We start from the raw sequence: 25809 nt of genomic DNA, 5'->3' as shown, positions 1-25809 counted from the left end.
GGCGGTGAACCCGCCGGACGGTGGGTCGTTGACCTCGGACATCCGTGTGGGGCGTCGCATGCGCCCGCCTGCGGCGCTTTTAAGGAGAGATCCATGACCGACATCCTCGTCCGCGATATCCCCGCCACCGAGTCCGGGACGGCTGCGCCGGCGTGGCAGGCGCCTGTCCTCGAAGAGATGCGGGTGGGGATGGAAGTGACCAGCTACGAATCGGCAGATTTCCCGCTGGAGCATTGAGCGCCCCGCGCCATTCATGAAGATCATCGTGCTCGGGTCCGCCGCCGGCGGCGGGGTTCCCCAGTGGAACTGCCGCTGCCGGGTGTGCGAATTGGCGCGCGCGGGCGACCCGCGCGTGCGTGCCCGTTCCCAATGCGGCCTCGCGGTGAGCCGCGACGGGGAAGACTGGCTGCTGGTCAATGCCTCGCCGGACCTGCGCACGCAGATCCTCGCGACACCCGCACTCGCGCCGCGGGCGGGATTGCGCTCCAGCCCGATCGCGGCGGTGGTGCTGACGAATGGCGAGATCGACCATGTCGCCGGCCTTCTGGCGCTGCGCGAGCGCCAGCCGTTTCATCTGTGTGCCACGCCCGGCGTGTTCCGGCTGCTCGATGCCAATCCGATGTTTTCCGTTCTGTCCCCGGATGTGGTGCGGCGCATCGAATTGGTCGGCGACCTGCCGTCCGATCTCTGCGGCCTTCGGGTGACGCCCTTCGGCGTGCCGGGCAAGATGCCGCTTTATGCCGAGGGCGAGGGGCCGATGGAGGAGGAGATCCTCGGGCTCGACATTTCGGCCGACGGGGGGCGATGCCTCGTCGTCCCGAACTGCGCCCGGATCGATCCCGCTTTGTGCAAGAGGCTTGATGGGGCCGACCTTCTCTTGTTCGACGGCACCACCTATAGCGACGACGAAATGATCCGCCTCGGCCTGTCGGAAAAGAGCGCGGCCCGCATGGGCCATGTCGCGATGGCGGGAGAGGGGGGCGCCCTGGCGGGCCTCGCCGGAGTCTCTGCCAAGCGTAAGGTGTTCATCCACATCAACAACAGCAATCCCGCTTTGATCGAGGACGGGCCGGAGCGCCGCTGCCTGCGCGCCGCCGGCTGGGATCTGGCGCAGGACGGGATGGAGATCGATCTGTGACCGAAGCCATGGCCGCAGCACCGCTGTCCCGCGCCGAGCTGGAGGTCGCGCTCCGTGCGATCGGGGCCGAGCGCTACCATAATCGCCATCCGTTCCATCGCCGGCTGCACGGCGGAGACTGTTCCAAGAGCGAGGTCAAGGCCTGGGCGCTGAACCGGTATTTCTATCAGGCCATGATCCCGGTGAAGGACGCGGCGATCCTCGGTTCCATGCCGGACCCCGCGCTGCGGCGGGAGTGGCGGCGGCGGATCGCGGACCATGACGGCAGCGCGGCGGGGGAGGGCGGCATCGCGCGCTGGCTCGCCTTGACCGACGCCCTCGGGCTCGACCGGGACCTCGTGGTCTCGACCCGGGGCATCCTGCCCGGCACCCGGTTCGCGGTGGAGGCCTATGTCGCCTTCTGCCGGACCCGTCCGCTCCTGGAGGCGATCGCCGCCTCGCTCACCGAACTGTTTTCGCCGGCGCTCATCGGCGAGCGGGTGGCGGGGATGCTGGCGCATTACGATTTCGTGGACGCGGGCGCTTTGGCCTATTTTGCCGCCCGGCCGCCCCAGGCGGCCGAGGACTCGGCCTTCGCGCTCGCTTATGTCCTTGATCATGCACGAACTTCCGAGGCGCAGCAGGCGGCTTTGGCGGCGCTGCGGTTCAAGACGGACGTGCTGTGGGCGCAGCTCGACGCGCTGTGGCTGGCTTATGTCGATGGCCGGGTTCCGCCCGGGGCCTGGAGGCCGGAGCCATGAGCGCGGCCATTCCAGCCGCCGCCCGTCCCCGCCTCGCGCGCGGGGTGCGGCTGCGCGAGGATCCCCGGCGCGGCTGGATCCTGCTGGCGCCGGAAACCGTGTTCGCGGCCAAAGGCAGCGCGGCGGACATCCTCGCTCTGTGCGACGGGACGCGCACCTTCGGCGATCTGGTGGCCACGTTGAGCACGCGATTTTGCGTGGCGCCGGAACGGGTTGCGGCCGATGCGGAGGCGCTTTTGGCGCGCCTGCGAGACCAGAGGCTCGTCGATCTTTGACCCCGGCGCCCGTCGGCCTGCTCGCCGAACTCACCCATCGCTGCCCTTTGGCCTGTCCCTATTGCTCCAACCCTCTGGACCTGGACCCGAAGCGCAACGAGCTCGACACCGCGGCCTGGCAGCGGGTGTTCGCGGAGGCGGCGGGGCTCGGGGTTCTGCACGTCCATCTCTCCGGGGGAGAGCCGGCGGCGCGGCCGGATCTCGAGGCTTTGGTCGCGACATGTGCCGCGAACACGCTCTATTCCAACCTGATCACGTCCGGAATCGGCCTATCTCCCGCACGTATTACGGCGCTGGCCGCGGCGGGGCTCGACCATGTCCAGCTTTCGATCCAGCACGCCGACGCGGCGCCCGCCGACCGCATCGCCGGTTATCGCGGCGCCGCGGCGCGCAAGGCGGAGGTCGCGCGCGCGGTGGTCGCGGCCGGGCTGCCGCTGACGGTGAACGTGGTGCTGCACCGGGCCAATCTCGAGGCCGTCGCGGAGATCGCCGCGCTGGCCGAGCGGATGGGCGCCCGGCGGCTCGAACTCGCCCATGCGCAATATTACGGCTGGGGCCTCGCCAATCGGGCGGCGCTGCAGGGGCCGCGGGCGAAGGTGCTGGCGGCGGTGCGGGAGGTCGAAGGCCTGAAGGCCCGCTATGCCGGCCGGCTGGTGATCGACCATGTCCTGCCGGACTATTTCGCCCGCCACCCCAAGGCCTGCATGGGCGGGTGGGGGCGGCGCAGCCTGAACGTCACGCCCTCCGGCAAGGTGCTGCCCTGCCATGGCGCGGAACGCATTCCCGGGCTCGACGTCTGGTCGGTGGCCGACCATGCGCTCGGCGACATCTGGACCTCCTCGCCGGCCTTCAACGCGTTTCGCGGGACGTCCTGGATGCAGGAGCCCTGCGCGTCCTGTCCGCGCCGCGAGGTCGATTTCGGCGGCTGCCGGTGTCAGGCGCTCGCGCTGGCCGGGGATGCCCGCGCCACCGATCCGGTCTGCGTCTATTCGCCGAAGCGGGCGGAGATCGACCGCCTCCTCTCGCAGGAGGCGCAGGCCCCGCCGCCTTACCGGTACCGCGCCCGCGTCTGAGGCTTTGGAGAACGCGCCGATCAGCCCGCATCGCAAGCTGATCGGAAACCGCGTTCTCCAACAAATGATGAGAGAGCGATCCCCCGATCAGGGCGATTCACCCTGATCGGATCAGGCTCGAGCCCTTCAGCGGCCGATGGTTTCGGACGGCAGTTCGCCGTATCGCGCCTTATACATGCGGGCGAACTCGCCCATATTGCTGAAATACAAGCCGGCGATCGACGTTACAGTCTCGCCCTGCTGGGCGGAGAGGAGCTTCTGGTGCACCACCTCCAGCCGCCGCTCGATAATCCATCGTGTCGGCGTCCTCCCCATGACCGTCTGGAAGGAATATTGCAGACTGCGTGCGGACAGGCCGCTGAGCTTTTCCAGTTCGGTCAGCGTGATCTTGCGGGTCAGATTGGCGTCGATGTAGTCGCAGATCTGGCTGACCCTGGCCCTTACCCCGTTCCGGCCCTCGGAGCCGGCCTGAAAGAGCAGAGACGGGGCCAGCAGCATGACCATTGCGCGCAGGATCATCTCGTCGAGGCCGGAGCGCTCGATCGAAGCCGGGTCGCCGCCCATCGCGTTCACCAGCGCGAAATGCTGCTGGAAGAGACACTCGAAATCCACGCCGTTTCGGCCGAGCCCCAAGGCCCGCGGCGCCTCAAGGTCGAGCGGACTGTCCTCTTCGAGGTCGGGTCCCGCCATGGCGCGCGCGATGTCTTGCAGGCGGCCCGCCTCGACGTCGATCGCGACGGCCAAGCGGGCCTTGCTTTCGCCCCGGGAGCCGCCGGGCGGTAGATAGAGCGCGCCTTGCCCGCGTCCCCATTCGATCCAGGTTCCGTTCGAGCGGGTGATCGTGCTGCCCGCCAGGGGAATGATGATGACGCCTTTGGGAAAATCGGACGCGGAGAATTGCATGGCCGAATTGGCCGCCGCCACCATTCGAAACGACTCCGCCCGTACCTCGGAAAGCGCCATTTCGAACAAGGGCTGAGACTTGGCGGCAATATATTCGAGTTTCGCCGCGCCGCTTTCCGTCAGACGCTCGGAGATGACCGCAGCATCGGTGAAGCGAACGGCGCGCTCGCGCCCGAACGGCAACAGCGGGATCATGGATCCGGATGGTCGCGCCATGATCGGCCCCAAACCCCCAAGGCGAAGGCTGCTTCTCTCTCTTCACGTGTATGCGTGTGTGGTGAGATTGCACCGTTCACACCTTAGGTCAAGCCAAGCCCGTCGGCGTCGTTGCGCCACCGCACCGGCGGGCAGGGATCCGGCGCTGCGCGTCCTCCGACATTCGGATGCGGTTCGCGCTTGGCGCGCCCCGCCCGGCCCGTGCCGGAAGATCATTCCGCCCCGACTGTCGCGCTTTGACAAGAATCTTTTATCAATCAATGAATTGAGAGAGATCCGCAGGTCGTTCCGGCCGCCGTGATCGGACCGGGCGCTCCGTCCAGAGCATGTCGGCGAGCGGATCCGATCAGATCGCTGCGACCCGATCGGATCCGGGTCGGGGGCGGCGCCTCACGATTTCGAGATGTGCTCGGGCTTGGCCTTGCGCTTGGTCGAGGCCATCTCGTCGAGCTGGTCCTCGGTCATGGAGAGCATGGATTTCGAGGCGCCGCGAAGCTTGCTCTTCGGCGTGTCGCCGCGTTTGGCGGCGAGGGCCGCACCGGCGGCCTTCTGCTGGGCAGCGGACTTTGCAGGCATAGGAGGTCTCCCTTGGCGGGCCGCCGCGCCGATCGGCGGCGGCATCCGACGTGGCGCGGCGGGGCCGAAGCATCGACCGCCGGGTGCGCGACGTCTCCACCCAGCAACGTGCCGCCGGGCGCCCGGTTCCGGGAGCGGTGCCGGGCGCCTCGCGACGCCCGGAGCCCGATCACTGCTTCTCGATGTTCGCCTTGGTGATCACCGCCGACCATTTGGCGATGTCGGAGGTGAGGCGGTCTTCCAGTTCCTGCGGCGTGCTGGCTTTCGCCTCGATGCCGAGTTCGAGCAGGCGCTTCTTGACGTCCGGCATGGCGAGGACGTCGCGGATCGCGGAATTCAGGGTTGCGACGATCTCCTTCGATGTGCCGGCCGGGGCGAAGATCGCGTTCCAGGAGGTGACCTCGAACCCCTTCACGCCGCTCTCGTCCACTGTCACGAGATCCGGCAGCACCGGCGAGCGCGTCAGGCCCGAGGAGGCGAGGGCGCGGATTTTCTTGTCCGCCAGCATCGCCTTGGCCGAGGCATAGCTGTCGATCATCAGGTCGACGTCGTTGCGGGTGGTGGCGAGGACGAGGTCGGGCGTGCCCTTGTAGGGGATGATGGTGAAGTCGATTCCGGCCATCGACTTGAACAGTTCGGCCGAGAGGTTCTGGCTGGAGCCGACATTGACCGTGCCGACATTGAGCGCGCCGGCATTGGCCTTGGCGAAGGCGACCAGTTCCGCGACCGACTTGTATTTCGACGCGCCGTTGGTGAGGAAGAGGAAGTCGAAATAGCCGAGGCTGGAGACCGGGGTGAAGTCCTTCACCGGGTCGAAGGGCAGCTTCTTGAACAGCGGCACCGAAATCGCCGTGCCGTTGGAGAGCAGCGCCAGCGTATAGCCGTCCGTCCCGCCCTGGATCGCGGCGCGGGCCGCCGTGATGCCGCCGGCCCCCGGCTGGTTCTCGATCACGAATTGCTGGCCGAGCTTTTCGGTGAGCTTCTCGGCCACCACGCGCACCGTGATGTCGGCGATGCCGCCCGCGCCGAACGGGACGATGATGCGGACCGGCCGGGTCGGGTAGGCGGTCTGGGCTGCGGCGGGGAGCAGGCTCGCCCCGAGCGCGAAGGCCAGCGCGCAGCCGGCGGCGAAGGTTGCAAGACGTTTCATGGCTTTCCTCTCTCGATAAGGGACGGCGCCGGTTCCCCCCGGCGTCCGGTGACGCGGAACTTGCGGGTCACGTCTCGTCGTCGGGCAGGTCGTCGACATAGACGAGCCCGGCCGCCGCGAGAGGGTCGCGCATCTGGTACATGTCGAGGCCGAGCACGCCGGAGGCGAGCTTGGCGCGTTTTTCGCCTTCATTGGCCTCGCGCGCGGCCGCCTTCGCGGCGACCTCCGCGGCGCGGCCACGCGGCACGACGACGACGCCGTCATCGTCCGCCACCACCACGTCGCCCGGCCGGACCAGCGCTCCGGCGCAGACCACCGGGACGTTCACCGAGCCGAGCGTCGCCTTCACCGTCCCCTTGGCGGAGACGGCGCGCGGCCACACCGGAAAGCCCATTTCGGTCAGCACCTTCACGTCGCGGCAGCCGGCATCGATGACGAGGCCGACCGCGCCGCGCGCCTTGAAGGAGGTGGCGAGCAGATCGCCGAACATGCCGTCGGTATTGTCGGCGGTGCAGGCGACCACCACGAGGTCGCCCGGCCGGATCTGCTCGGCGGCGACGTGCAGCATCCAATTGTCGCCCGGCTGGGCGAGAACCGTGATCGCGCTGCCGGCGATCTGTGCGCCGGGATAGATCGGCCGCAGATAGGTCTTCATCAGACCGAGGCGGCCCATCGCCTCGTGGACGGTGGCCACGCCGAAGCCGGCGAGGGCGTCGATCACGCTCTGCTCGGCCCGGCGGACGGTGCGGACGACGAGGCCGGTCATGCCAGTTCCTCCACGATCATGGGGAACACCCGCTGATAGGCCTCGCCATAGGTCATGGCGCGTCCGGAATTGCGCCCGCCCTGGACGCCGCGATTGAGCGCGACGCGGGTGTAATAGTCCCAGAGATGCTTCTGGGCCGCGAGCACCTCGAAGGCCTTGCGCTTGGTCTCCCAGACGTCGGTGATGTTGAGGATGACGTTGGGCTTGAAGTCGCATTGCTCGGGCTGGTGCGGCTCGAACAGGAAGACCGGCGGCGCGGAATAGGCCCGGCTCGGGTCCGGCTTGTGGCCGGCGGCCTGGGCGATGATGCGGGCGTCCTGGGCGAAGCGGGTCGCCTCCGGATGGTCCATATTGTAGGGGTCGGCGAGCGCGTGGGTCAGCACGAAAGCCGGCTTCTCCTCGCGATAAATGTCGACCATGCGGTCGAACATCGCCTCGGTGAGCTTCAGCGGATAGTCGCCGGCATCGAAGAATTCGATCGACGCGCCGAGGATCGCGGCGGCCTCCTCGGCCTCCGCCTTGCGCTGGGCCTTGACCTCGTCCATCGCGACGCCGGCGGTCTTCCAGGCGAATTGGCTCTCGCCGCGCTCGCCGAACGACAGGCAGACGATTTTCACCCGATACCCTTTGCGCACATGCAGCGCGATGGCGCCGCCGGCGCGCCAGACGAAGTCGCCGGGATGGGCGGTGACGATGAGGGCGGTCTTCTGGTCGGACATGATGGCCTCTTTCCTCGAAGTCTCTATTCGGCCGCGATGCGCCCGGCGTCCTGCGCCGCGACCCGCGCGGGCACGAGCACGCGGCCGTCGAACAGCGCGCGGGCGGTGCGCAGCAGGCCGGCGCGTTCGACCATTGGGCGCTCCGGCGTGCCGCCGAGCTCGATCCGCACAGTGAATTCCCCGGTCGGATGCTCCACCGACAGCGTCTTCTCCCGGCCCTCCGGCAGCACCGCGACCCGGTTGGCGGGCGAGCCGGGCAAGGTCGCGGCGGTCGCCACCGTCACGGCCGCGAACACGCCGATCGAGGCGTGGCATTCGTGCGGGATGAAGGAACGGGTGGAGAGGTGGCCGCCTTTGGCAGGGGGCGCCACCAGGATCATTTTCGGCACCACCTTGGCGGCGACATCGCCGAGATTCATCAGCGGGCCGGCGGCGCGCCGGATCTCCTCCAGGCGGGCCTTCAGCGCAGCATCCGTGTCGAGTGCGTCGCGGCTCTCATAGCCGGTGCGCCCGACCGCCTGCGCCGCCAGCACCACGCAGGGCATGCCGTTGTCGATCAAGGTGACCTCGACGCCCGCCACCACGTCCACGGCATTGCCGGTGGGCAGCAGTGCGCCGCAGACCGAGCCGGCGGCGTCGAGGAAGTCGATCGGGATCGGCGCCGCGGTTCCGGGCACGCCGTCGATCCGCGCGTCGCCGTCATAATCGACCGCGCCGTCGGGGGTCCGCACGGTGAGTTCGGCCAGCGTGCCGGTATTGAGCGTGCGCACCTTGACGCGGGTTTCCTCGCCGGTCGCGGCGAGAAGCCCGCGCTCGAGCGCGAAGGGCGCCACGCCGGCGAGGATATTGCCGCAATTCGGGGTGGTGTCGACCAGCGCCTTGTCCACGACCACCTGGCAGAACAGGAAGTCGATATCGCAGCCGGGGAGGGTGGAGCGGGAGACGATCGCGACCTTGCTGGTGAGCGGATGGGCACCGCCGACCCCGTCCACCTGGCGCGGATCGGGCGAGCCCATCGCGGCGAGCAGGATCGCGTCGCGCGCGGCGGGATCTTCCGGCAGATCGGATGCGAGGAAATAGGCGCCCTTCGACGTGCCGCCGCGCATCAGCATGCAGGGGATCGAAACCTGGCGGGCCATTCGCGCCTCCTTCTCAATCGACGTCCGCAACGGGCGGGAGCCGCCGCGTCCGGTCTGAAGCTTCCACGCACGCGCCGCGCGGCTCAGGGCAGATCGAACCCGAACAGCCGCGCCGGGTTGGCGACCAGGATCTTGTGCTGAAGCTCCGGTTCCGGCGCGAACAAAGGGATGATGTCCACGAGGTCGCCGTCGTTCGGCATCACCTTCACATTGGGATGCGGCCAGTCGGTGCCCCAGATGATCCGGTCGGGCGCGGTCTCGGCCAGCTTGCGGGCGAACGGCACGGCATCGTGGAACGGCGCGCCAGCAGAGGAGACGCGCTCCGCGCCGCACACCTTCACCCAGCATTTCTCGTCCGAGGCGAGCAGGTCGACCAGGATGCGGAACGGCTCCTGGTCGAGCCCGTCCGCGGCCTTCACCCGGCCCATATGGTCGATCGTATAGGGCAGCGGCAGGCGCGCCAGCATGGGGGCATATTCGGGCAGATCGATCGCGTCGAAATGCAGGTCGATGTGCCAGCCGAGCGGCGCCACCATGGCGACGAGGCGGTCGAACACCTTCATGTCCGGCACGCCGCCGAGATGGCGCACGAAATTGAAGCGGCAGCCGCGGAAGCCGCCTTTGTCCAAAGCCTCCAGGCCCTTCTCGTCGATCGTGCCGTCGAGATTGGCGACCGCGCGATAGGCCCCGTTGCTCTGGGCGATGGCGTCGAGCGCCACCCTATTGTCGGTGCCATGGACGCTGGCATTGACGATCACGGCCCGCCCCACGCCGATCTTGGCGTGCAGCGCGCGGAACATGTCGAGCGGCGCGTCCGGCGGCGTGTAGGAGCGCTTCGGATCGTAGGGATAGAGATGGCCCGGCCCGAAAATGTGGCAGTGCGTGTCGCAGGACAGCGGCGGCAGCGTGAAGGTGGGGGTGCGCGTGTCCGGGTCCGGCCCCGGAATGGTCCTGATCGTCATGCGCGAACGGCTCTCTCTTGCGGTTCGGAAGGAAGGGCGGAGGCCGCGCCGCGCGCCTGCGCCGCGGCCACGGCGCGCACCAGAGCGGGATCGAGGCCGAGATCGGCGACCATGTCGGCGGCCTCCCGCATCTCGGCCGCGCGGCGCACGCCGTGCTGGCGCACGCGCCCCGCCATGGTCTGCGCGAGCTTGGCGAAATCGACGCCGGGGAAAGTGTCCTCCAGCGAGGCATAGACCTCCGCCTCGACGTCGAAGGCGGCGGCGGCGCGGGCGCAGTCGAGCATCAGCGCCTCGATCCCCTTGATCATGATCGAGCGGCAGAGCTTCATCGCCGAGGCGCGGCCGTGGACGTCCGAGACCGGCCGCAGCCGCATGCCGAGGGCGTTGAGCAGATCCGCCGCCGCCGCCGCCTTCGGTCCGCCGGCGAGGATCGGCACGGCGAGCCGCGGCCCGGTGATCGGCGCCATGACCGCGCCCTCGACATAGTCCGCGCCCGACGCCTCGACCGCGCGGGCGGCGGCTTTCTTGGTCTCGGGGGAGGCCGAATTGACGTCGAAGAAGATCTGTCCCGGGGCGAGATGCGGCGCGAGCCCTTCGGCGACCGCCAGGACCGCATCGGCGGTCACCGCGGAGACGACGAGGTCGCAGCCGGACGCGGCGTCGGCGGCGGAGGCGGCGAGCCGCACGCCGGCGGCCTGCGCCTTGGCGCGCAGCGCCGGGGCGAAGCGGGGATCGTCCAGCTTGATGTCGTAGGCGGCGAGGGCGGCCGCGCCGGCGCGGAGAAGATCGGCGCCGAAAATGCCGCCCACCTCGCCATATCCGATCAAAGCGATGCGGATCGCCATGCCTGTCCCTCCCGGGTCCCATTCTGTGTTGGGGGGACCATGGGGCGGGCGAACTCATGAATCAAATGACATGAATTCAGAGTTATATGAATTTCATGCAGGTATGGGCGGCGCCCGGCTCAGCCCCGCAACTGCGCCTTCACCAGTTTCAGCAGCAGTTTGGCCGGCTCCGACAGAGAATGGCCGCGCCGGGTGATGACGCCGAGCGAGCGCGTGACGCTCGGATTGCGCAGGCCGAGGGCGACGAGGCCCGGCGTGCCGCCGATGCTCATGGCGAGCTTCGGCACCACGGTCAGGCCGATGCCCTCGGCGACCAGGCTGGCGGCGGTCTGGACGTGCTGGACCTCGTAGCGCCAGTTGAGGCTTTCGCGCCGGCTGCCGAGCGCGTCGTCGATCAAGGCGCGGTTGCCGGCCTGGGGGCTGATGCGGATCAGCGGCGCGCCTTCGATCTGCGACCAGTTCACCGCGCCGAGCGTGGCGAAGGGGTGGTCGCTCCGGCACAGCAGCACGAACGGCTCCTTGCGGATCGGCGCGATGTCGAGATCGAAGGCATGGACCGAGACGATGCCGATGCCGAACTCCGCCTCGCCACGCTGCACCAGAGCGGCGATCTCCGAGGCGGAATTGTCGAACACCTTCACCGCGACGTCGGGATGGCGGTCGCGGAAGGCGGAGAGCGCGCGCGGCAGATGATAGGCGGCGATGGTCGGCAGGCAGCCGAAGGCGACGCGCTCCTGCCGCGCCTCCGCCTGGCCGCGCAGCGCCGCGATCGCGCCGTCGAGTTCGGCCATCAGCCGGCGCGCCTTGGGCAGCAGGTCCTGGCCCGCCGCCGTCAGGCTGATCTGGCGCGTCGTGCGGGCGAGCAATTGGACGCCGAGATCCTCTTCCAGCTTGCGCATGCGGTGGGAGAGCGCGGTCTGGGACAGGTTGAGATAGGCGGCGGCGCGCAAGAAGGAGCCGCGCTCGGCGATCGCGACAAAGGCCTCCAGCCCCAGGAAATCGACGCGCATGAAGTCCGACCCGCGAAAGTGCCTGATCCCCATCCTCGTCTACTCCATTCGGGGGACGACGCGCATCTCTCTCCCGGCTACCGGTTCACGGCGGGAGAGCGCAGATGGGGAGAAGGCAGATGAGAGGTCTGGCGATCGCCGGCGTGGTGACGGCTGCGATGATGCTCCCAGGCGCCGCGATGGCGCAGGGAGCGCCTTGGGCCTCGGGCTGCCAATTGTCCAATGGACGGATCGTGTGCGAGAATTACGGGGGCATCAATGCGCCCGCAGGCTGTCAATTCGGCAGCCGCTTGCTGTGCACGATGAGCGCCTGTGCCTTCACCGCTTTGTTCGATGTCCGCGACAAAAGCATTGTTTGTCGTCGGTAGGGGCGCCGGCAGTGAAAGCTGGAAACTTCAAACATAAACGCGCGTTCCGTCGCGCTCTTTTCGCCGTTGGTCTTTGTTTCCCCGCTGCAAGTCTGTTTTTGGATGCGCCAGCCCAGGCTTTCAAGTCTGGCCATTTAACCGCTCAAGCGAGCAATGGGGCATCGGCTGCGCCCTTTGCGCAGGACGTCCTTTACAAATCAAAGACGATTCAAAGCGATAAAACTCGCCAGAAGGCCTTGTTTCTGGTGCAAATGGAAATCAAGAAAAGCGACGGTGTCAGTTATCGCTGTACGGGCGCGCTCATAACGCAAGACGTTGTCCTGACCGCGGGGCATTGCTTGGTGGATGCGCAGGTCGTGACCGTTCTCGTCATGCAGAAGTTTTCGCCCCTGAAGCAGCAGCGCATCGAAGCGGAAAAGTGAGTCTATCATAAAGACTATAATGGGGGCTACGAAGTCACCGACAAGGAACCGACTTTAAAACGTTTGGCGCCTCACACGGCCGATAAATTTGTGGATCTTGGCTTGATTTCTCTGCCATTCAAAGTCGAAAACAATCCTCCGATGCGTTTTTCCAGCATTAATTTGGATCCAGGTGCCGGAGATTACTATATTTATGTTTTCGGCTTGGGCCGAAAGAAAGATTTCGAGATCAATGATCAACTTCATTACATTCCGCTTGACCATTCGGAGCGGGTCGCAAAATCCTCGCTTTACAGCGGGGATATCCCGCTCGGCAGCGGCTGGTGTACCGGCGATTCGGGCGGCCCGGTGAGCGTGATTTTTTCGCCTCCCGAAGAGCCTAAAAAAATTTACCATTATCTGATCGGCGTCGCGTTTTCTTTCATAAATCTGATCAACGAGCGCAACACCAAAGCAATGGCCGAAATTTGGGGCGGGGCTGAGAACGTGCCGCGCTGTGGGAATAAGATCTATTATACCCGGGTCACGCCCTACATTCCCTGGATCGAAGAGCAAATCAAAGTGTTGTTTAATGACAATGAAAAACGTGAGCTAAATATATTTGTCGAATAAGGATCGTTTTCGTCTGACGGGGGAGAGAAGAGGCACTCTTGCCGCGCCGATTGCGCCTGCGGTGGCGGAGTGCGGTCCGGGACAGGGTGAGATCGGCGGCGGCGCGCAAGACGGCGCCGCGCGCGGCGAACGCGACCAAGGCCGCGCGGCCGAGAAAATCCGCCCGCATCGCGGCCTGTTCCGCCCGGCGGGGCGCCGCTCACCCCTCCACCAGCCGATAGCCGACCCCTGGCTCTGTGATGATGAAGCGCGGATCGGCGGCATCGTCGCCGAGCTTGTCGCGGATATGGCCGATGGCGATGCGCAGATAATGCGTGTCCTCGGCATGCGCCGCGCCCCAGACCGTGGTGAGGAACTGGCGGTGGGCGATCAGCCGGCCGGGATGGCGCGCCAGCAGCGCGAGCACGTCGTATTCCTTGCGCGTCAGCTTCACCTCGCGCCCGTCCAGCGTCACGGTGCGGCTGGCGAAATTGACCGTGAGCGGGCCGATCGCCTGGACCGCCGGCTCGCGTGTCCGGTCGAGGCGGCCGCGCATCAACGCCCGCAGCCGCGCCAGGAGTTCGCCGGTCGCGAACGGCTTGGTGACGTAATCGTCGGCCCCGGCATCGAGCGCGGCGATCTTCTCGGCCTCCGCGTCGCGCACCGAGAGGACCAGGATCGGCACGCGCGACCAGGCGCGGATTGCCGCGATCACCGCCTTGCCGTCCATATCGGGCAGGCCGAGATCGAGCACGACGCAATCGGGGGCGGCGGTGGCGGCCAATTCGATCCCGGTCCGCCCGCGCTCGGCTTCGAGCGTGGCGAAGCCGGCGCTGCCGAGGGCGATGCGCAAAAAGCGGCGGATCGGCGCGTCGTCCTCGACCACCAGGATGCGCGGCGGGGCGGCGGTCTCGGGCGCGCTCATGGCTCCTCGCTCAAGGACGGGGCGGCAAGCGGAAGGGTGAGGACGATGGCCGCGCCGCGTCCGTTCGGCCCGGCCTCGGCCGAAGCGGTGCCGCCATGCGCTTCAACCAGGCCGCGCACGATGGCGAGGCCGAGCCCGGTCCCGGCAGGCCGCGCATCGCCCTGCGCGGCGCGGTGGAACAGATCGAACACGCGTTCGCGCTCGCCCTCCGGAATGCCCGGCCCTTCGTCCGACACTTCGATCCGCGCCTGTCCGCCGCTGGCCGCGGCGGCGATGGTGATGGTGGAGCCGAGCGGGGCATATTTGGCGGCGTTCTCCACGACATTGGTCAAAGCCTGGCCGATCAGCACGGGGTCGACGTCCAGCATGGGCATGTCGCGCGGGATCGTCACCGCCACGCGATGGCCGGCGAGGGTGCGGGCGAGGTCGGCGCGCACCCGGCCGACGATCTCCCGCAGCTCCACCGGCGCCCGGCGCAGCCGCAGCGCGCCATGGCCGAGCCGCGTCATGCCGAGCAGATTCTGCACATAGCGGTCGAGCCGGCGGGCTTCGTCGAGCGCGGTCGTGGCGAGGTCGCGCCGGTCTGCGGCGGCGAGCTCGCCGTCGTCCTCGGCGAGAGCCGAGACGGCGCCGATCACCGTGACGAGGGGCGTGCGCAGATCGTGGCTGACGGAATTCAGCAGCGCCGCGCGCAGCCGCTCGCCCTCCGCCGAGACCCGCGCATCCGCCAGCTCCTCGGCGAGGCGCGCGCGCTCCACCACCACCGCCACCTGATCCTCGACCGCGAGCAGCAGCCGCCGGGTCTCGGGATCGAGGCTGCGGCCGGGATCGGCGAAGCGCACCCCGATCACGCCGAGCGGCCGGTCGCCGGTGGCGAGCGGCACGAACAACCAGTCGCTGGTCGGCAGGGTCGCGGTGCCGGCCCCGGCCGGCGCATTGCGCTCGAACGCCCAGCGCGCCGCGCCTTCGGCGCGCGCGTCCAGCTCCTCGATGGAGGGATGGCCCTGCACCTGATCGAGCCCGCCCTCGGCGTTCGGCATCAGGATCAGCGACCGGCAGTCGAGCGTCGCCGCGATATGGAAGGCGGCGGCCCAGAGCACGTCGTCGGTATTGTTGGCCGAGGCGATCTTGCGGGCGAAATCGTAGAGCGTCTCGGTCCGGCGCTGGGTGGCGCGCATGCTCTCCACCTGCGCCTTCAGCCGGCCCGCCAGCGTGCCGGTGAACACCGCGCCGACGAGGAAGACGAGGATCGAGACGACGTCCTCGGGATGGCTCATGGCGAGGGTGTAATAGGGCGCGGTGTAGAAGAAATTATAGGCCGCCGAGCCGAGCAGCGTCGCCACCAGCGAGGCGCCAAGGCCGTGCCGTGCCCCCACCACCAGAACCGCGGTGAGATAGATGGCCGAGATCGCGCCGCCGGGCACGGCCTCCCAGGCGCCGATCGGCCAGGCGAGGAGGGTGGCGGCGGCGATCGCGGCGAGCGCCGCCGCATAGCCGCGCCAGGCGGGGCGCAGATCGAGCCCGGCGTGCCAGGCCTGCGCCGCCGGCTTGGCCTGGGCGGTCACGACGGTCACCTCGAAATCGCGCGCGGCGTCGAGCAGCCGGTCGGCCACCGGCTCGCGCAGCAGACCAGCGATCTTCCACCAGAACCCGCCGCCCGCGCGCGGCCGGCCGATGACGAGGCGGGACGCGTTGCGGCTGCGGGCATAGCGCAGGATTTCGGCGGCGGCGTCGGATTCCGCGTGCAGCGTGACGGTTTCGGCGCCCAAAGTCTCGGCGAGCCGCAGCGCCTCCATGGTGGCGGCGCGGGCCCCGGCCGGCAGGGTCTCGTGCCGCGGCGTCAGGACGGTGACGACGATCCAGGGGATGCGGGCGCGCTCCGCCATGCGCTTGCCGGCGCGCACCAGGCTTTTCGCCACCGGCGCCTCGTTGATGCAGACCAGAAGGCGCTCCTCGGTCGGCCAGGGGCCTTTGACCGCATTGGCCTGCATGTAAGCGAGCATTTCGGCGTCGACCCGGCTCGCGGCGGTGCGCAGCGCCAGTTCGCGCAGCGCCGTGAGGTTGCCCTTGCCGAAGAAATTCTCGAGCGCCTGGCCGATCTGCTGGCTGACATAGACTTTGCCCTCCTTCAGCCGCTTGATCAGTTCCTCCGGGGGCAGATCGATCAGTTCGATATCGTCGGCGCGCTGGAGCACCTGGTCGGGCACCGTCTCGTGCACCCGGACCCCGGTGATGCGGGCGACGATGTCGTTCAGGCTCTCGATATGCTGGATGTTGAGCGTCGTGGTGACGTCGATGCCGGCCTCCAGCACTTCGAGAACATCCTGCCAGCGCTTGGGATGGCGGGAGCCGGGGGCATTGCTGTGGGCGAGCTCGTCGATCAGAGCGAGCTGCGGGTGGCGGGCGAGCAGCGCATCGAGATCGAGTTCGCTCAGCCATTGGCCGCGATAGGCGACCGGACGGCGCGGCATTTGCTCCAGCGAGCCGAGCAGCGCGGCGGTCTCGGCGCGGCCATGGGTCTCGACCAGCGCCACCACCACGTCGACGCCCGCGCGCTGGCGCGTGCGGGCCTCCTCGATCATCGCATAGGTCTTGCCGACGCCGGGCGAGGCGCCGAGGAAGATCTTCAGCCGCCCCGGGCTGCCGCGGCCGCGCGCCTCGGTGCGGGCCTCCTCCAGGAAGGCTTCGGGCGCGGGGCGCTCCTCAATGCTGCCGACCATTCCGATTGGAGCCTTTCCCTCACGGCGCCCGGCCGTCCAGCGCGAGGTTGAGCGCGAGGACGTTGACGCGCGGCGACCCGAGAACGCCGAACAGACGCGGGCTGACGTGCCGGTCGACAATGGCCTGAACCTGCGCCGGCGTCAGCCCCCGCGCCTGCGCCACGCGCGGCACCTGGAAGGCGGCCGCTGCGGGCGAGATGTCGGGGTCGAGGCCCGATGCCGAGGCGGTCGCGAGGTCGGCCGGCACCGGCCCGCCGCCGAGCGCCGCGACCCGCGCCGCCACCGCTTCCTGCAGCGCCGCCGCGCTCGGGCCGAGATTCGACCCGCCGGAACTGGCCGCATTGTAGGGCTGCGCGATGCTTTTGGCGGGATCCTGCGGATCGGCGCCGGTCGTGGCGGAGGGGCGGCCGTGGAAATAGCGCGCCGCGGTGAAGGACTGGCCGACCAGGCTTGAGCCGACGACCTGCCCGGCCACGACGACCGGCGAGCCGTTGGCGGCGGCGGGGAAGGCGGCCTGGGCGAGGCCGGTGACGAGGAGGGGATAGAGAAGGCCGGTGAGCGCCGTGAACAGCGCGAGCAGCACGACGGCCGGACGCAGATAGGAGGTCATGGCAGGCTCCGACTTCAGGCGAGATGGAGGAGATCGACCAGCAGGTCGATCAGCTTGATGCCGACGAACGGCGCGAGAAGGCCGCCCAGCCCGTAGACCAGCAGGTTGCGCGACAGCAAAGTGGCGGCCGAGGCCGGGCGGTAGCGCACCCCCTTCAGCGCGATCGGGATCAAGGCGACGATCACCAGCGCGTTGAAGATGATCGCCGACAGGATCGCCGATTGCGGCGAGCCGAGCCCCATCACGTCGAGCGCGGCGAGGCCGGGATAGGCGCCGACGAACAGCGCCGGCAGGATGGCGAAATATTTCGCCACGTCGTTCGCCACCGAGAAGGTGGTGAGCGCGCCGCGCGAGATCAGCAATTGTTTGCCGACCATGACGATCTCGATGAGCTTGGTCGGGTCGCTGTCGAGGTCGATGAGATTGCCCGCCTCCTTGGCCGCCGCCGTGCCGGTGTTCATGGCGACGCCGACATCGGCCTGGGCGAGAGCGGGGGCGTCGTTCGAGCCGTCGCCGCACATCGCGACGAGGCGGCCAGCGGCCTGCTCCTTGCGGATCAGCTCCAGTTTCTTCTCCGGCGTCGCCTCGGCGAGCACGTCGTCGACCCCCGCCTCGGCGGCGATGGCGGCGGCGGTCAAGGGGTTGTCGCCGGTGATCATCACGGTGCGGATGCCCATGCGGCGCAGTTCGGCGAAGCGTTCGCGGATCGCCGGCTTCACCACGTCCTTCAGATGGATGACGCCGAGCACCTTGCGGTCCTGCGCCACCACCAGCGGCGTGCCGCCGGACGAGGCGATGCGCTTGACGATCTGGTCCACCGCCGGGGCCAGCGGCGCGCCGGAGAGCGCGGCCATCGCGTCCGAGGCGCCCTTGCGGAGCGAGACGCCGCCCGGCAGATCGACGCCGGACATGCGGGTATGGGCGCTGAAGGGCACGATATGGGCATCCTTCGCCGCGTCCGGCGAGAAGCCGAAGCTGCGCAGGGCGAGGTCGACGATCGACTTGCCCTCCGGCGTGTCGTCCGCCAGCGAGGCGAGGAAAGCGGCCTCCGCCAGCATGCGCGGGGCGACGCCCGGCGCCGGCTCGAAGGCGTCCGCCATGCGGTTGCCGAAGGTGATGGTGCCGGTCTTGTCGAGCAGAAGCACGTCGATGTCGCCCGCCGCCTCGACCGCGCGGCCGGATTTCGCGACCACGTTCGCCTTCACCAGCCGGTCCATGCCGGCTATGCCGATGGCCGAGAGCAGGCCGCCGATCGTGGTCGGGATCAGGGTCACGAACAAAGCGGCGAGATAGATGACCGGCAGCGTCGTGCCGGACCAGGACGCGAAGGCCGGCAGGGTCGCCACCACCAGCAGGAAGACCAAAGTCAGCCCGGCCAGCAGGATATCGAGGGCGATCTCGTTCGGCGTCTTCTGGCGCCGCGCGCCCTCGACCAGAGCGATCATGCGGTCGAGGAAAGTCTCGCCCGGCTTGGCGGTGACGCGCACCACCAGCCAGTCGGAGACGAGGCGCGTGCCGCCGGTGACGGAGGACCGATCGCCGCCGGATTCGCGGATGACCGGGGCGGATTCGCCGGTGATCGCGCTCTCGTCGACCGAGGCGACGCCCGCGACGACGGTGCCGTCGGTGGGGATGGTGTCGCCCGCCTCGACCAGGATGAGCTGGCCCGGCTCGACCTGCGCGATGTCGGTCGGCCGGGTGCGGCTGCGGTCTGCGGGATCCTCCAGCAGCTTCGCCTTGGCGGAGGTGCGGGTGCTGCGGAACGCATCGGCGCGCGCCTTGCCGCGCCCTTCGGCGACGGCTTCGGCGAAGTTGGCGAACAGCACGGTGAACCAGAGCCAGATCGCGATCTGGAGGCCGGTCCAGACCGCCGGACCGCTTTGCAGCGCCTCGCGGGCGACGAGGACGGTCGAGAGCAGGCTGACGAGCGCGGTGGAGAAGATCACCGGGTTCCGCGCCAGGCTGCGCGGATCGAGTTTGCGGACGGCCTGACCGATGGCCGGGCCGAGGATGCGGGGCGACATAAGGCCGATTTCGGCGGGAGGATGCTTGCTCATGGGAAGCCTCAGAAGGTCCGGCCGGCGGCGAGCGACACCTGCTCGGCGATCGGACCGAGGGCGAGGACCGGAAGGAAGGTGAGGGCGCCGACGATCAGGATCGTGGCGAGGAGGAGGGTGACGAACAGCGCGCCGTGCGTCGGGAAGGTGCCGGGGCCGGCGGGCGCGGCGGTCTTGCCGGCGAGGCTGCCGGCGATCGCCAGGATCGGCACGATGTAGCCGAACCGGCCCAGCATCATGGCGATGCCGAGGGCGATGTTGTGCCATTCGGTATTGGCGGAGAAGCCGGCAAAGGCCGAGCCGTTATTGCCGGTGGCCGAGGAATAGGCATAAAGCAGCTCCGACAGGCCGTGCGGCCCCGGCGTCAGGACCGCGGTTTCGGCGGTGCCGGCGAGGATCGATGCGGCGCTCGCGACCAGCACGCCGAGCGGCATGACGAGCAGCGTCAGCGCGGCGAGCTTGACCTCCCGCGCCTCGATCTTCTTGCCGAGATATTCCGGCGTGCGGCCCACCATGAGGCCGGCGAGGAAGACGGTGAGGACGACGAACAGCAGCATGCCGGTGAGCCCGACCCCGACGCCGCCGAACACCACTTCGCCGAGCTGGATGTTCAGCATGGCGACGAGGCCGCCGAGCGGGGTGAAGCTGTCATGCATGGCATTGACCGAGCCGTTGGACGCGGCCGTTGTGGCCGCCGCCCAGAGGGTCGAGCCGAGCACGCCGAAGCGCACCTCCTTGCCCTCCATATTGCCGGTGCCCGGATCGACCAGCCCGGCCTGGAGCGGGTTGCCGGCGGCCTCCGCCGCATAGATCGCGGCGAAGCCGGCGAGGAACAGCAGCCCCATGGCGGCGAACAGCGCGATGCCCTGGCGCCGGTCGCCGACCATGCGGCCATAGGTGAAGCAGAAGGCGGCCGGGATGGCGAGGATGGCGAGGGTCGAGAGCAAATTGGTGAGCGCGGTGGGGTTTTCCAGGGGATGGGCGGAATTGACGTTGAAGAAGCCGCCGCCATTGGTGCCGAGCTGCTTGATCGCGACCTGGCTCGCCGCCGGGCCGACCGCGATGGTCTGGGTGCCCGCGTCGAGGGTCGCGGCGTCGAACGCCGCGGCGAGGGTCTGGGGGATGCCGGAGGCGGCGAAGACCAGCGCCAGACCCAGCGCGCCGGGCAGGAGGATATAGAGCGTCGCCCGGGTGAGGTCGGTCCAGAAATTGCCGAGCACACGGGTCCGCCGCGCCGCCAAACCCCGCGCCACCGCCGCCGCGACCGCCATGCCGGAGGCGGCCGAGACGAAGTTCTGCGTCGTCAGGCCGACCATCTGGCTGAAGTTCGACATCGTCGTCTCGCCGCCATAGGCCTGCCAGTTCGTGTTGGTCACGAACGAGAGCGCGGTGTTGAAGGCGAGCGGGGCGGAAAGCCCGTCGAAGCCCTGCGGGTTGAGCGGCAGCAGGTTCTGGAACCGCAGAATCAGGAACAGCAGCACGAAGCCCGCCGCGTTGAAGGCGAGCAGCGAGAGGGCGTAGGCGGTCCAGCGCTGGTCCTGCCGCACCGCCGCCCCGGCACCGGCGGCAAGCGCCCGCTCGACCGGCGCGAGGAAGCGCACCTCGCCGGCGAACACCGCCGCCATATAGGCGCCGAGCGGCACCGCGACGGCGATGAGCAGCCCGGCGAAGAGCGCGAACTGAAGGAGATCGTCGGTCATGACGCCGCTCCCTCAGAACAGTTCGGGGCGCAGCAGCGCCACCAGGAGATAGGCGAACAGGCCGAGCGCGGTGGCGAGGCCGAGGGCGAGATCGAGCGGCATGGCTGCGCCCCTCACAGCAGGTCCGCGGCCAGCACGGCTACGGCGCAGAGGGCGAACAGGCCGAGGCCGCCGCCGAGACAAACGAGATCGGGGATCATGACCAACTCCGGTTCAGACCGGAGCGTTTGTCGGCCTGCCGGGCATAAAGTCGCCATGCGCAAACGGGCCTGGGCCGTAAAGCGGGCGTAAAGGGCGGGGGCCGGGAACGGGTTTGGACTTGGACCCCCCTCGGCCGTGGGCGGGCCGAAGGGGGCCATCCGGTGGGCGCCACAGCAACCGACGGGGGCGGTGCCGGGGCTGGACGCCCGCCGGAATCCGATCCGGCGCCGTGTCAGGCGGCGCCGGGGACGGATCGGGGATCGGTCATTGCGCGGCGCGGGCGGCGGCGAGGCTCGCCATCACGTCCTTGCAGGGCGGCGAGACGGCGTCCGCATTGGCCCGCATGCAGGCGACGATGCGGCCTTCGCCCGGCTGCACCCCGGCGCAGAGGCGGCGGATGTCGGTGCGGCAGGCGGTGCGCACCGCCTCCATCTGCTGCGGGGTGATGGCGGGCGCCGCGGCGATCTCGGCACGCGGGACGAAGCTCGCAGCGAGGAGCAGCAGGCCGCCGGCCGGGAACAGAAGTCGGGTCATCCGGGGTCTCTCCGTCTGGGGGCCGGCCGATGCGGCGAACCGATCGGCCGGCGTATGAGACGGATCCTGCGCGCGCCGTTTTGCTGCGATGTTTCGGGAAGGGCGGCGCATATTACAGTTTGTTGCCGCGGATCGGATGCCGTTGCGCGGCGCTGGCGGAGCCGGCATGAGCGGAGCATGGACACGGCCACTGTTCTCATCGTCGAGGATGACGGCGAGATTCGCTCGCTGCTGATCGACCTCCTCAACCGCAACGGCTATCTCGCCGAGGGCGTCGACGGCGGCGTCGCGCTGGACCGCCGGCTGCGCGCCGGCATGCCGGACCTCATCGTCCTCGACATCATGCTGCCGGGCGAGGACGGCCTCTCCATCTGCCGCCGCCTGCGCGCCCGCTCCGGCGTGCCGATCCTGATGCTCACGGCGCGGTGGGACGAGGTGGACCGCATCGTCGGGCTCGAAATCGGCGCCGATGACTATCTCGGCAAGCCGTTCAATCCGCGCGAATTCCTCGCCCGCGTCCGGGCCATCCTGCGGCGCGCGAAGCTGACCCGCGATAGCGCCACCGAAGCGCGGCGGCGCAAGCGGGTCGGCGGCCTGCTGATCGACATCGACGCGCGCACCGTGACCGACCCCGCGGGCGCGCCGGTGAAGCTGACCACCGCCGAGTTCGACCTGCTGCTGTGCTTTCTCGATCGGCCGCGGCGGGTGCTGTCGCGGGACCAATTGCTCGACTGGACGCGGGGGCGCAATGCCGACCCGTTCGACCGTGCGGTCGACGTCACGGTCTCGCGCCTGCGTGCCAAGCTCGCCGCCTGCCTCGGCCCGGATGCGAGCCCGATCACCACGGTCCGCAATGCCGGCTATCTGTTCGCGGTGGATGTCGAAGATGCGTGACCGGATCCCGCCGCTCGGCCTGCTGGCGCGGATCCTCTTGATCGTCGCGGCGGCGATCCTCGCCTTCCAGGCGGCGGCGGTCGTGGTGTTCTTCGGCTTCCAACGCCCCAAGCCGCCCGACGAGCCGAAAGGGTTCTCGGGGCATGTGGCGGCGCTGGTGCTGCTGCTCGACGCGGTGACGCCGGCCCGCTGGGACACGGTGTTCGCGGCGCTGCCGCCCGAAGGGCCGACGGCGACCATCGTGCCGGCGCTGCCGCCGGACCTTCCGGCGGTCACCGGGATGGTGCGCATCGAGACCGGGATCGCGGCGGCACTGCGCTCCGCCGGGGTGTCGGGCCGCACGATCCGCGCCGTCCCGGACGGCGCCGGCGAGATGCGGGTGTTCGTCGAACTCGCGTCCGGGGCCTTTCTGTCGTTCCGCTTCGCCGATCCCGTGACGGTCCATCTGCTCGGCATCCCGATCGGCTTCTTCGCCGGCCTGCTCGGCATTGCCGTCGGCGTGGTGGCGCTGATCGCCGTGGCGCGCGAGACCAAGCCGCTGACGCGGCTCGCCCAGGAGCTCGACGCGCGCGGCACGCGGCTCGATCCGCTGCCGGTGCCGGCGCGCGGCGCGCGCGAAATCCGCATTCTGGTGCGCGCCATCGGCGCGATGCAGGGGCGCATCGCCGACCTCGTGAACAGCCGGACGCTGGCGCTCGGCGCGATCTCGCACGATTTGCGCACTTCCCTGACCCGGCTGCGGCTGCGGCTGGAACTGATGCCGGACAGCCCGCAATGCGCGCGGGCGGTCGCCGATGTCGAGACCATGCAGCAGCTTCTGGAGGAGGCGCTGGATTTCGCCCGGGTCGCGACGGCGCCGCGCGCGCCCGGCGGGGCCGATCTCGGCGCCCTGCTGCGCGAGATCGTCGCGGAACGCGGACGCGATGCGCCGATTTCCCTCGAGCCCATGCCGCCGCCGCCGCCGGTCGCCTTGAGCGGGACCGCGCTGCGGCGCGTGGTGAAAAATCTGATCGACAACGCGCTGCGCTACGGCAACCGGGCCGACATCCGCGCCTGGCGGGACGGCGATTGCGTGCTGCTGCGGGTCGAGGATCGCGGGCCGGGCATCCCCGCCGAGGCGCGGGTGCGGGTGTTCGAGCCGTTCGTCCGCCTGGAGACCTCGCGCAACCGCGACAGCGGCGGCACCGGGCTCGGCCTCACCATCGTCAAGCAGATCCTCGACATCCATGGCGGGGCGGTGGAGATCGCCGACCGGCCGGGCGGCGGCGCCTGCGTGCTGGTGCGCCTGCCGATCGAGACGGGGCCGGCCGTTACAATCTGAAATCTGCCGACCGACGCGTGCAAACCGCGCCGCCTAGGGTCGCCCGGTCGATCACGACAGGGAGATCCCCATGACCAGAGCTTTTGTCGCCGGCCTCGCTGTGAGCCTGCTTCTCGGTACCGCCTGGACCGCGCCCGCCGCCGCCCAGCCCGCGCCGCCGCCGCCCCGCGCCGAAATGGCCCCGCCCCCGCCGCCCCCCGGTCCGCCGCCGGGACCCTTGGGCGGCTTCGCGCCGGGCGGCCCCGGCGGCTTTCCCTGGGGTGGTCCCGGCGCCTGCGGCCATGTCCCGGGCGACATCGCCGACATGTACAATCCCGCCCGCGCCCGCCTGATCGTCGCCATCCTGCTCGGCGGCCAGGAGATCGCCATCGGCATCACGCCCGAACAGTCCGCCGCGTGGCGCGCTTACACCGATGCGGTCATCGCCATGCTGCCGACCGGGGCGCGCCTCGCGGCGTTCCAGGCGCGGGAGCACGACGCGCCGGCCACGCCGTTCGCTTTGCCCGAAGCGGTGGCCGACGCCATTCTCGCCAATGCCGACGCGGCGCGCCGCCTGAAGGATGCCGTCGTCGCTTTGCGCGCCACGCTGACGCCGGAGCAGATGGCCCGCGCCGAGCTGCCGCGCGAGCTGATGATGCAGCGCCTCGCCGCCACCCTGTCCGACCGCTTCGCGCCGCCCGACTGCGCCGCCTATTGAGGCGGTCGCTCGAGAGGCGAGAAATCGGGCGCACGCTTCGTTCAGATGGCGCCGCCGTCGGGACGGAGCGCGCTCCGGAGCAGGCAGGACGCATGTGCCTGCGCGGTTCCATTGCGCACTGGCCGCTCTAGAAAGCGAGATAGCCGGCGATCGCGGCGACCAGGATCAGCGGGATCGGGTTGATCCGGGTCGTGACCAGGGTGGCGAACATCGCGGCGGCGATGGCGATGCTGGCCCAGCCGATGAGCGCGCCCTTGGAAATGCTGATCGCCCCCGCCAGCAGCAGGCCGATCGAGACCGGGGCGAGGCCGCGCTGGATCGCCGCGCGCCAGGGCCAATGGTCGAGCCGCTTCCAGAGCCGGCCGACCCACAGGGTGAACAGGCCGGTCGGCAGGAAGAAGGCGATCACCACGACCAGCGCGCCGACCGGCCCGGCGACCCATTGGCCGATCCCGGCGATCATCATCATGTTCGGGCCGGGGGCCATCTGGCCGATGCTGTAGAGATGGATGAGCTGGGGGAAGGTCATCCAATGGTGGGTGTCGACCACCAGGCTCTTCATCTCCGGGAACGCCGCCATGCCGCCGCCGACGGTGAGCAGCGAGAGATAGGCGAAGACCGCGATCAGGCCGGGAAGCTGGCTCACGGGGCACGTCCGGTCTCGGGCGCGCGGCGCGGCCGGTACCACCAGATGGCGAGCGCACCGACCACCGCGAGCACCAGGAGGACCGACTGGTGCAGGACATTGACGCCGATCACGGTGAGGATGACGAAGGCGAAGTCGGCATAATGGATGAGCGTCTTGCGGCCGAGCTGGAAGGTGACGGCGAGCACCAGCCCCACCGCGGCGGCCGAGACGCCGTGAAGCACCGCATTGACGGCGGTGCCGCTGCCCTGCGCGGCGGAATAGGCGCTCGCGGCGGCCACCATCAGCAGCGCGCCGGGCAGGCAGATGCCGGCGAGCGCCACCGCGGCGCCGGCGGTGCCGCGCAGCCTGTCCCCCACCAGAATCGCCATGTTGGAGGCGTTGAGGCCGGGCAGGGTCTGGCAGATCGACAGCAATTCGACGAAGGTTTCGTCGTCCACCCAATGGCGGCGCCCGACCAGTCCGGAGCGCAGATAGGCGACGACGCCGCCGCCGAAGCTGGTGGCGCCGATGACCAGGAAGCCCCAGAAGATCGCCGGCAGGCTCACCCGGGGCGGCACGCTCGGCGCGGGCGCCGGCGCGGGGGGCGGCACGGCTTCGTCATGCATGGC

27 protein-coding genes and 1 pseudogene are annotated in these 25809 nt (G+C 69.4%); 10 read left to right on the top strand and 18 right to left on the bottom strand.

Annotated features, from left to right (window positions below; all coding sequences use genetic code 11):
* Positions 1–93 precede the first annotated feature (93 nt).
* From pqqA to pqqE, 4 genes and pseudogenes are all read left to right on the top strand, one after another.
* Positions 94–237: a pyrroloquinoline quinone precursor peptide PqqA gene (gene pqqA, locus EDC64_RS12545; protein ID WP_132031797.1), complete on the top strand. Its 144-nt coding sequence runs from the start codon at positions 94–96 to the stop codon at positions 235–237.
* 16 nt (positions 238–253) lie between these two features.
* The gene (gene pqqB / locus EDC64_RS12540; protein ID WP_132031795.1) at positions 254–1138 is read left to right on the top strand and encodes a pyrroloquinoline quinone biosynthesis protein PqqB; all 885 of its coding nucleotides are present in this window, start codon (positions 254–256) and stop codon (positions 1136–1138) included.
* 8 nt (positions 1139–1146) lie between these two features.
* Positions 1147–2153 (top strand): annotated as a pseudogene (gene pqqC, locus EDC64_RS12535) (pyrroloquinoline-quinone synthase PqqC).
* Complete coding sequence (pqqE, locus tag EDC64_RS12530) at positions 2150–3226, top strand: pyrroloquinoline quinone biosynthesis protein PqqE (protein WP_210234723.1); 1077 nt, start codon at positions 2150–2152, stop codon at positions 3224–3226. Before pqqC ends, pqqE begins: the two are co-directional and overlap by 4 nt.
* Before the next feature lie 126 nt (positions 3227–3352).
* Here the strand turns inward: pqqE and EDC64_RS23840 are convergent, their stop codons facing one another.
* The 9 genes from EDC64_RS23840 to EDC64_RS12485 all read right to left on the bottom strand — a co-directional run bounded on the left by EDC64_RS23840 (position 3353) and on the right by EDC64_RS12485 (position 11545).
* Positions 3353–4345, bottom strand: a complete 993-nt coding sequence (locus EDC64_RS23840; RefSeq protein ID WP_245504673.1) for an AraC family transcriptional regulator — start codon at positions 4343–4345, stop codon at positions 3353–3355.
* A gap of 390 nt (positions 4346–4735) precedes the next feature.
* Entirely contained in the window at positions 4736–4921 is a 186-nt protein-coding gene (locus tag EDC64_RS12520; protein ID WP_132031791.1) for a DUF3008 family protein, read from the bottom strand.
* Positions 4922–5090: 169 nt separating this feature from the next.
* The gene (locus EDC64_RS12515; RefSeq protein WP_132031789.1) at positions 5091–6071 is read right to left on the bottom strand and encodes a Bug family tripartite tricarboxylate transporter substrate binding protein; all 981 of its coding nucleotides are present in this window, start codon (positions 6069–6071) and stop codon (positions 5091–5093) included.
* Positions 6072–6138: 67 nt separating this feature from the next.
* A complete protein-coding gene (locus tag EDC64_RS12510) occupies positions 6139–6837 on the bottom strand; it encodes a 4-carboxy-4-hydroxy-2-oxoadipate aldolase/oxaloacetate decarboxylase (RefSeq protein WP_132031787.1) in 699 nt (232 codons plus the stop codon).
* Complete coding sequence (locus EDC64_RS12505; protein WP_132031785.1) at positions 6834–7556, bottom strand: PIG-L deacetylase family protein; 723 nt, start codon at positions 7554–7556, stop codon at positions 6834–6836. Before EDC64_RS12505 ends, EDC64_RS12510 begins: the two co-directional genes overlap by 4 nt.
* A gap of 23 nt (positions 7557–7579) precedes the next feature.
* Positions 7580–8695: a 4-oxalomesaconate tautomerase gene (locus EDC64_RS12500; RefSeq protein WP_132031783.1), complete on the bottom strand. Its 1116-nt coding sequence runs from the start codon at positions 8693–8695 to the stop codon at positions 7580–7582.
* An 83-nt stretch (positions 8696–8778) separates the two neighbouring features.
* A complete protein-coding gene (locus tag EDC64_RS12495; RefSeq protein ID WP_132031781.1) occupies positions 8779–9657 on the bottom strand; it encodes an amidohydrolase family protein in 879 nt (292 codons plus the stop codon).
* A complete protein-coding gene (locus tag EDC64_RS12490; RefSeq protein WP_132031779.1) occupies positions 9654–10502 on the bottom strand; it encodes a DUF1932 domain-containing protein in 849 nt (282 codons plus the stop codon). The genes EDC64_RS12495 and EDC64_RS12490 overlap by 4 nt, the downstream gene beginning before the upstream one ends.
* A 119-nt stretch (positions 10503–10621) precedes the next feature.
* Entirely contained in the window at positions 10622–11545 is a 924-nt protein-coding gene (locus EDC64_RS12485) for a LysR family transcriptional regulator (protein ID WP_132031777.1), read from the bottom strand.
* Between the two features lie 86 nt (positions 11546–11631).
* Between EDC64_RS12485 and EDC64_RS23700 the strand changes: the two genes are divergently transcribed.
* The 3 genes from EDC64_RS23700 (at position 11632) to EDC64_RS24085 (ending at position 12914) form a co-directional block, all read left to right on the top strand.
* A complete protein-coding gene (locus tag EDC64_RS23700; protein WP_207916050.1) occupies positions 11632–11880 on the top strand; it encodes a hypothetical protein in 249 nt (82 codons plus the stop codon).
* 11 nt (positions 11881–11891) lie between these two features.
* Positions 11892–12302: a trypsin-like serine protease gene (locus EDC64_RS24090; RefSeq protein WP_165933743.1), complete on the top strand. Its 411-nt coding sequence runs from the start codon at positions 11892–11894 to the stop codon at positions 12300–12302.
* 90 nt (positions 12303–12392) lie between these two features.
* Positions 12393–12914: a S1 family peptidase gene (locus EDC64_RS24085; RefSeq protein ID WP_165933742.1), complete on the top strand. Its 522-nt coding sequence runs from the start codon at positions 12393–12395 to the stop codon at positions 12912–12914.
* 199 nt (positions 12915–13113) lie between these two features.
* Here EDC64_RS24085 and EDC64_RS12470 read toward each other — a convergent pair whose 3' ends face one another.
* The 7 genes from EDC64_RS12470 to EDC64_RS12440 all read right to left on the bottom strand — a co-directional run bounded on the left by EDC64_RS12470 (position 13114) and on the right by EDC64_RS12440 (position 21640).
* Complete coding sequence (locus EDC64_RS12470; protein ID WP_132031771.1) at positions 13114–13818, bottom strand: response regulator; 705 nt, start codon at positions 13816–13818, stop codon at positions 13114–13116.
* Complete coding sequence (locus EDC64_RS12465) at positions 13815–16538, bottom strand: sensor histidine kinase (RefSeq protein WP_132031769.1); 2724 nt, start codon at positions 16536–16538, stop codon at positions 13815–13817. The genes EDC64_RS12470 and EDC64_RS12465 overlap by 4 nt, the downstream gene beginning before the upstream one ends.
* Positions 16539–16557: 19 nt before the next feature.
* Positions 16558–17148, bottom strand: a complete 591-nt coding sequence (kdpC, locus tag EDC64_RS12460; RefSeq protein WP_132031767.1) for a potassium-transporting ATPase subunit KdpC — start codon at positions 17146–17148, stop codon at positions 16558–16560.
* Between the two features lie 14 nt (positions 17149–17162).
* Positions 17163–19205: a potassium-transporting ATPase subunit KdpB gene (gene kdpB / locus EDC64_RS12455; protein WP_132031765.1), complete on the bottom strand. Its 2043-nt coding sequence runs from the start codon at positions 19203–19205 to the stop codon at positions 17163–17165.
* 8 nt (positions 19206–19213) lie between these two features.
* Positions 19214–20905 carry a potassium-transporting ATPase subunit KdpA gene (kdpA, locus tag EDC64_RS12450; RefSeq protein ID WP_132031763.1) on the bottom strand — a complete coding sequence of 564 codons (1692 nt, stop codon included), beginning with the start codon at positions 20903–20905 and terminating at the stop codon, positions 19214–19216.
* A 12-nt stretch (positions 20906–20917) separates the two neighbouring features.
* Positions 20918–21007, bottom strand: a complete 90-nt coding sequence (kdpF, locus tag EDC64_RS12445; protein WP_132031761.1) for a K(+)-transporting ATPase subunit F — start codon at positions 21005–21007, stop codon at positions 20918–20920.
* Positions 21008–21370: 363 nt separating this feature from the next.
* Positions 21371–21640 (bottom strand): cysteine rich repeat-containing protein, encoded by a 270-nt coding sequence (locus tag EDC64_RS12440; RefSeq protein WP_132031759.1) that lies wholly within the window; start codon positions 21638–21640, stop codon positions 21371–21373.
* Between the two features lie 177 nt (positions 21641–21817).
* On the opposite strand from EDC64_RS12440, the gene EDC64_RS12435 reads away from it, so the two are divergent.
* The 3 genes from EDC64_RS12435 (at position 21818) to EDC64_RS12425 (ending at position 24552) form a co-directional block, all read left to right on the top strand.
* Positions 21818–22534 (top strand): response regulator, encoded by a 717-nt coding sequence (locus EDC64_RS12435; RefSeq protein ID WP_132031757.1) that lies wholly within the window; start codon positions 21818–21820, stop codon positions 22532–22534.
* Positions 22527–23855 (top strand): ATP-binding protein, encoded by a 1329-nt coding sequence (locus EDC64_RS12430; protein ID WP_165933741.1) that lies wholly within the window; start codon positions 22527–22529, stop codon positions 23853–23855. Before EDC64_RS12435 ends, EDC64_RS12430 begins: the two co-directional genes overlap by 8 nt.
* A gap of 70 nt (positions 23856–23925) precedes the next feature.
* The gene (locus EDC64_RS12425) at positions 23926–24552 is read left to right on the top strand and encodes a Spy/CpxP family protein refolding chaperone (protein ID WP_132031753.1); all 627 of its coding nucleotides are present in this window, start codon (positions 23926–23928) and stop codon (positions 24550–24552) included.
* A gap of 127 nt (positions 24553–24679) precedes the next feature.
* Here the strand turns inward: EDC64_RS12425 and EDC64_RS23525 are convergent, their stop codons facing one another.
* A complete protein-coding gene (locus EDC64_RS23525) occupies positions 24680–25198 on the bottom strand; it encodes a chromate transporter (protein WP_165933740.1) in 519 nt (172 codons plus the stop codon).
* Positions 25195–25806, bottom strand: a complete 612-nt coding sequence (locus tag EDC64_RS12415; protein ID WP_132031749.1) for a chromate transporter — start codon at positions 25804–25806, stop codon at positions 25195–25197. Before EDC64_RS12415 ends, EDC64_RS23525 begins: the two co-directional genes overlap by 4 nt.
* Positions 25807–25809 lie beyond the last annotated feature (3 nt).

It is taken from the genome of Aquabacter spiritensis, from assembly GCF_004346185.1.
Classification (GTDB): domain Bacteria; phylum Pseudomonadota; class Alphaproteobacteria; order Rhizobiales; family Xanthobacteraceae; genus Aquabacter; species Aquabacter spiritensis.
This window is presented reverse-complemented; position numbering and strand designations above follow the sequence as displayed.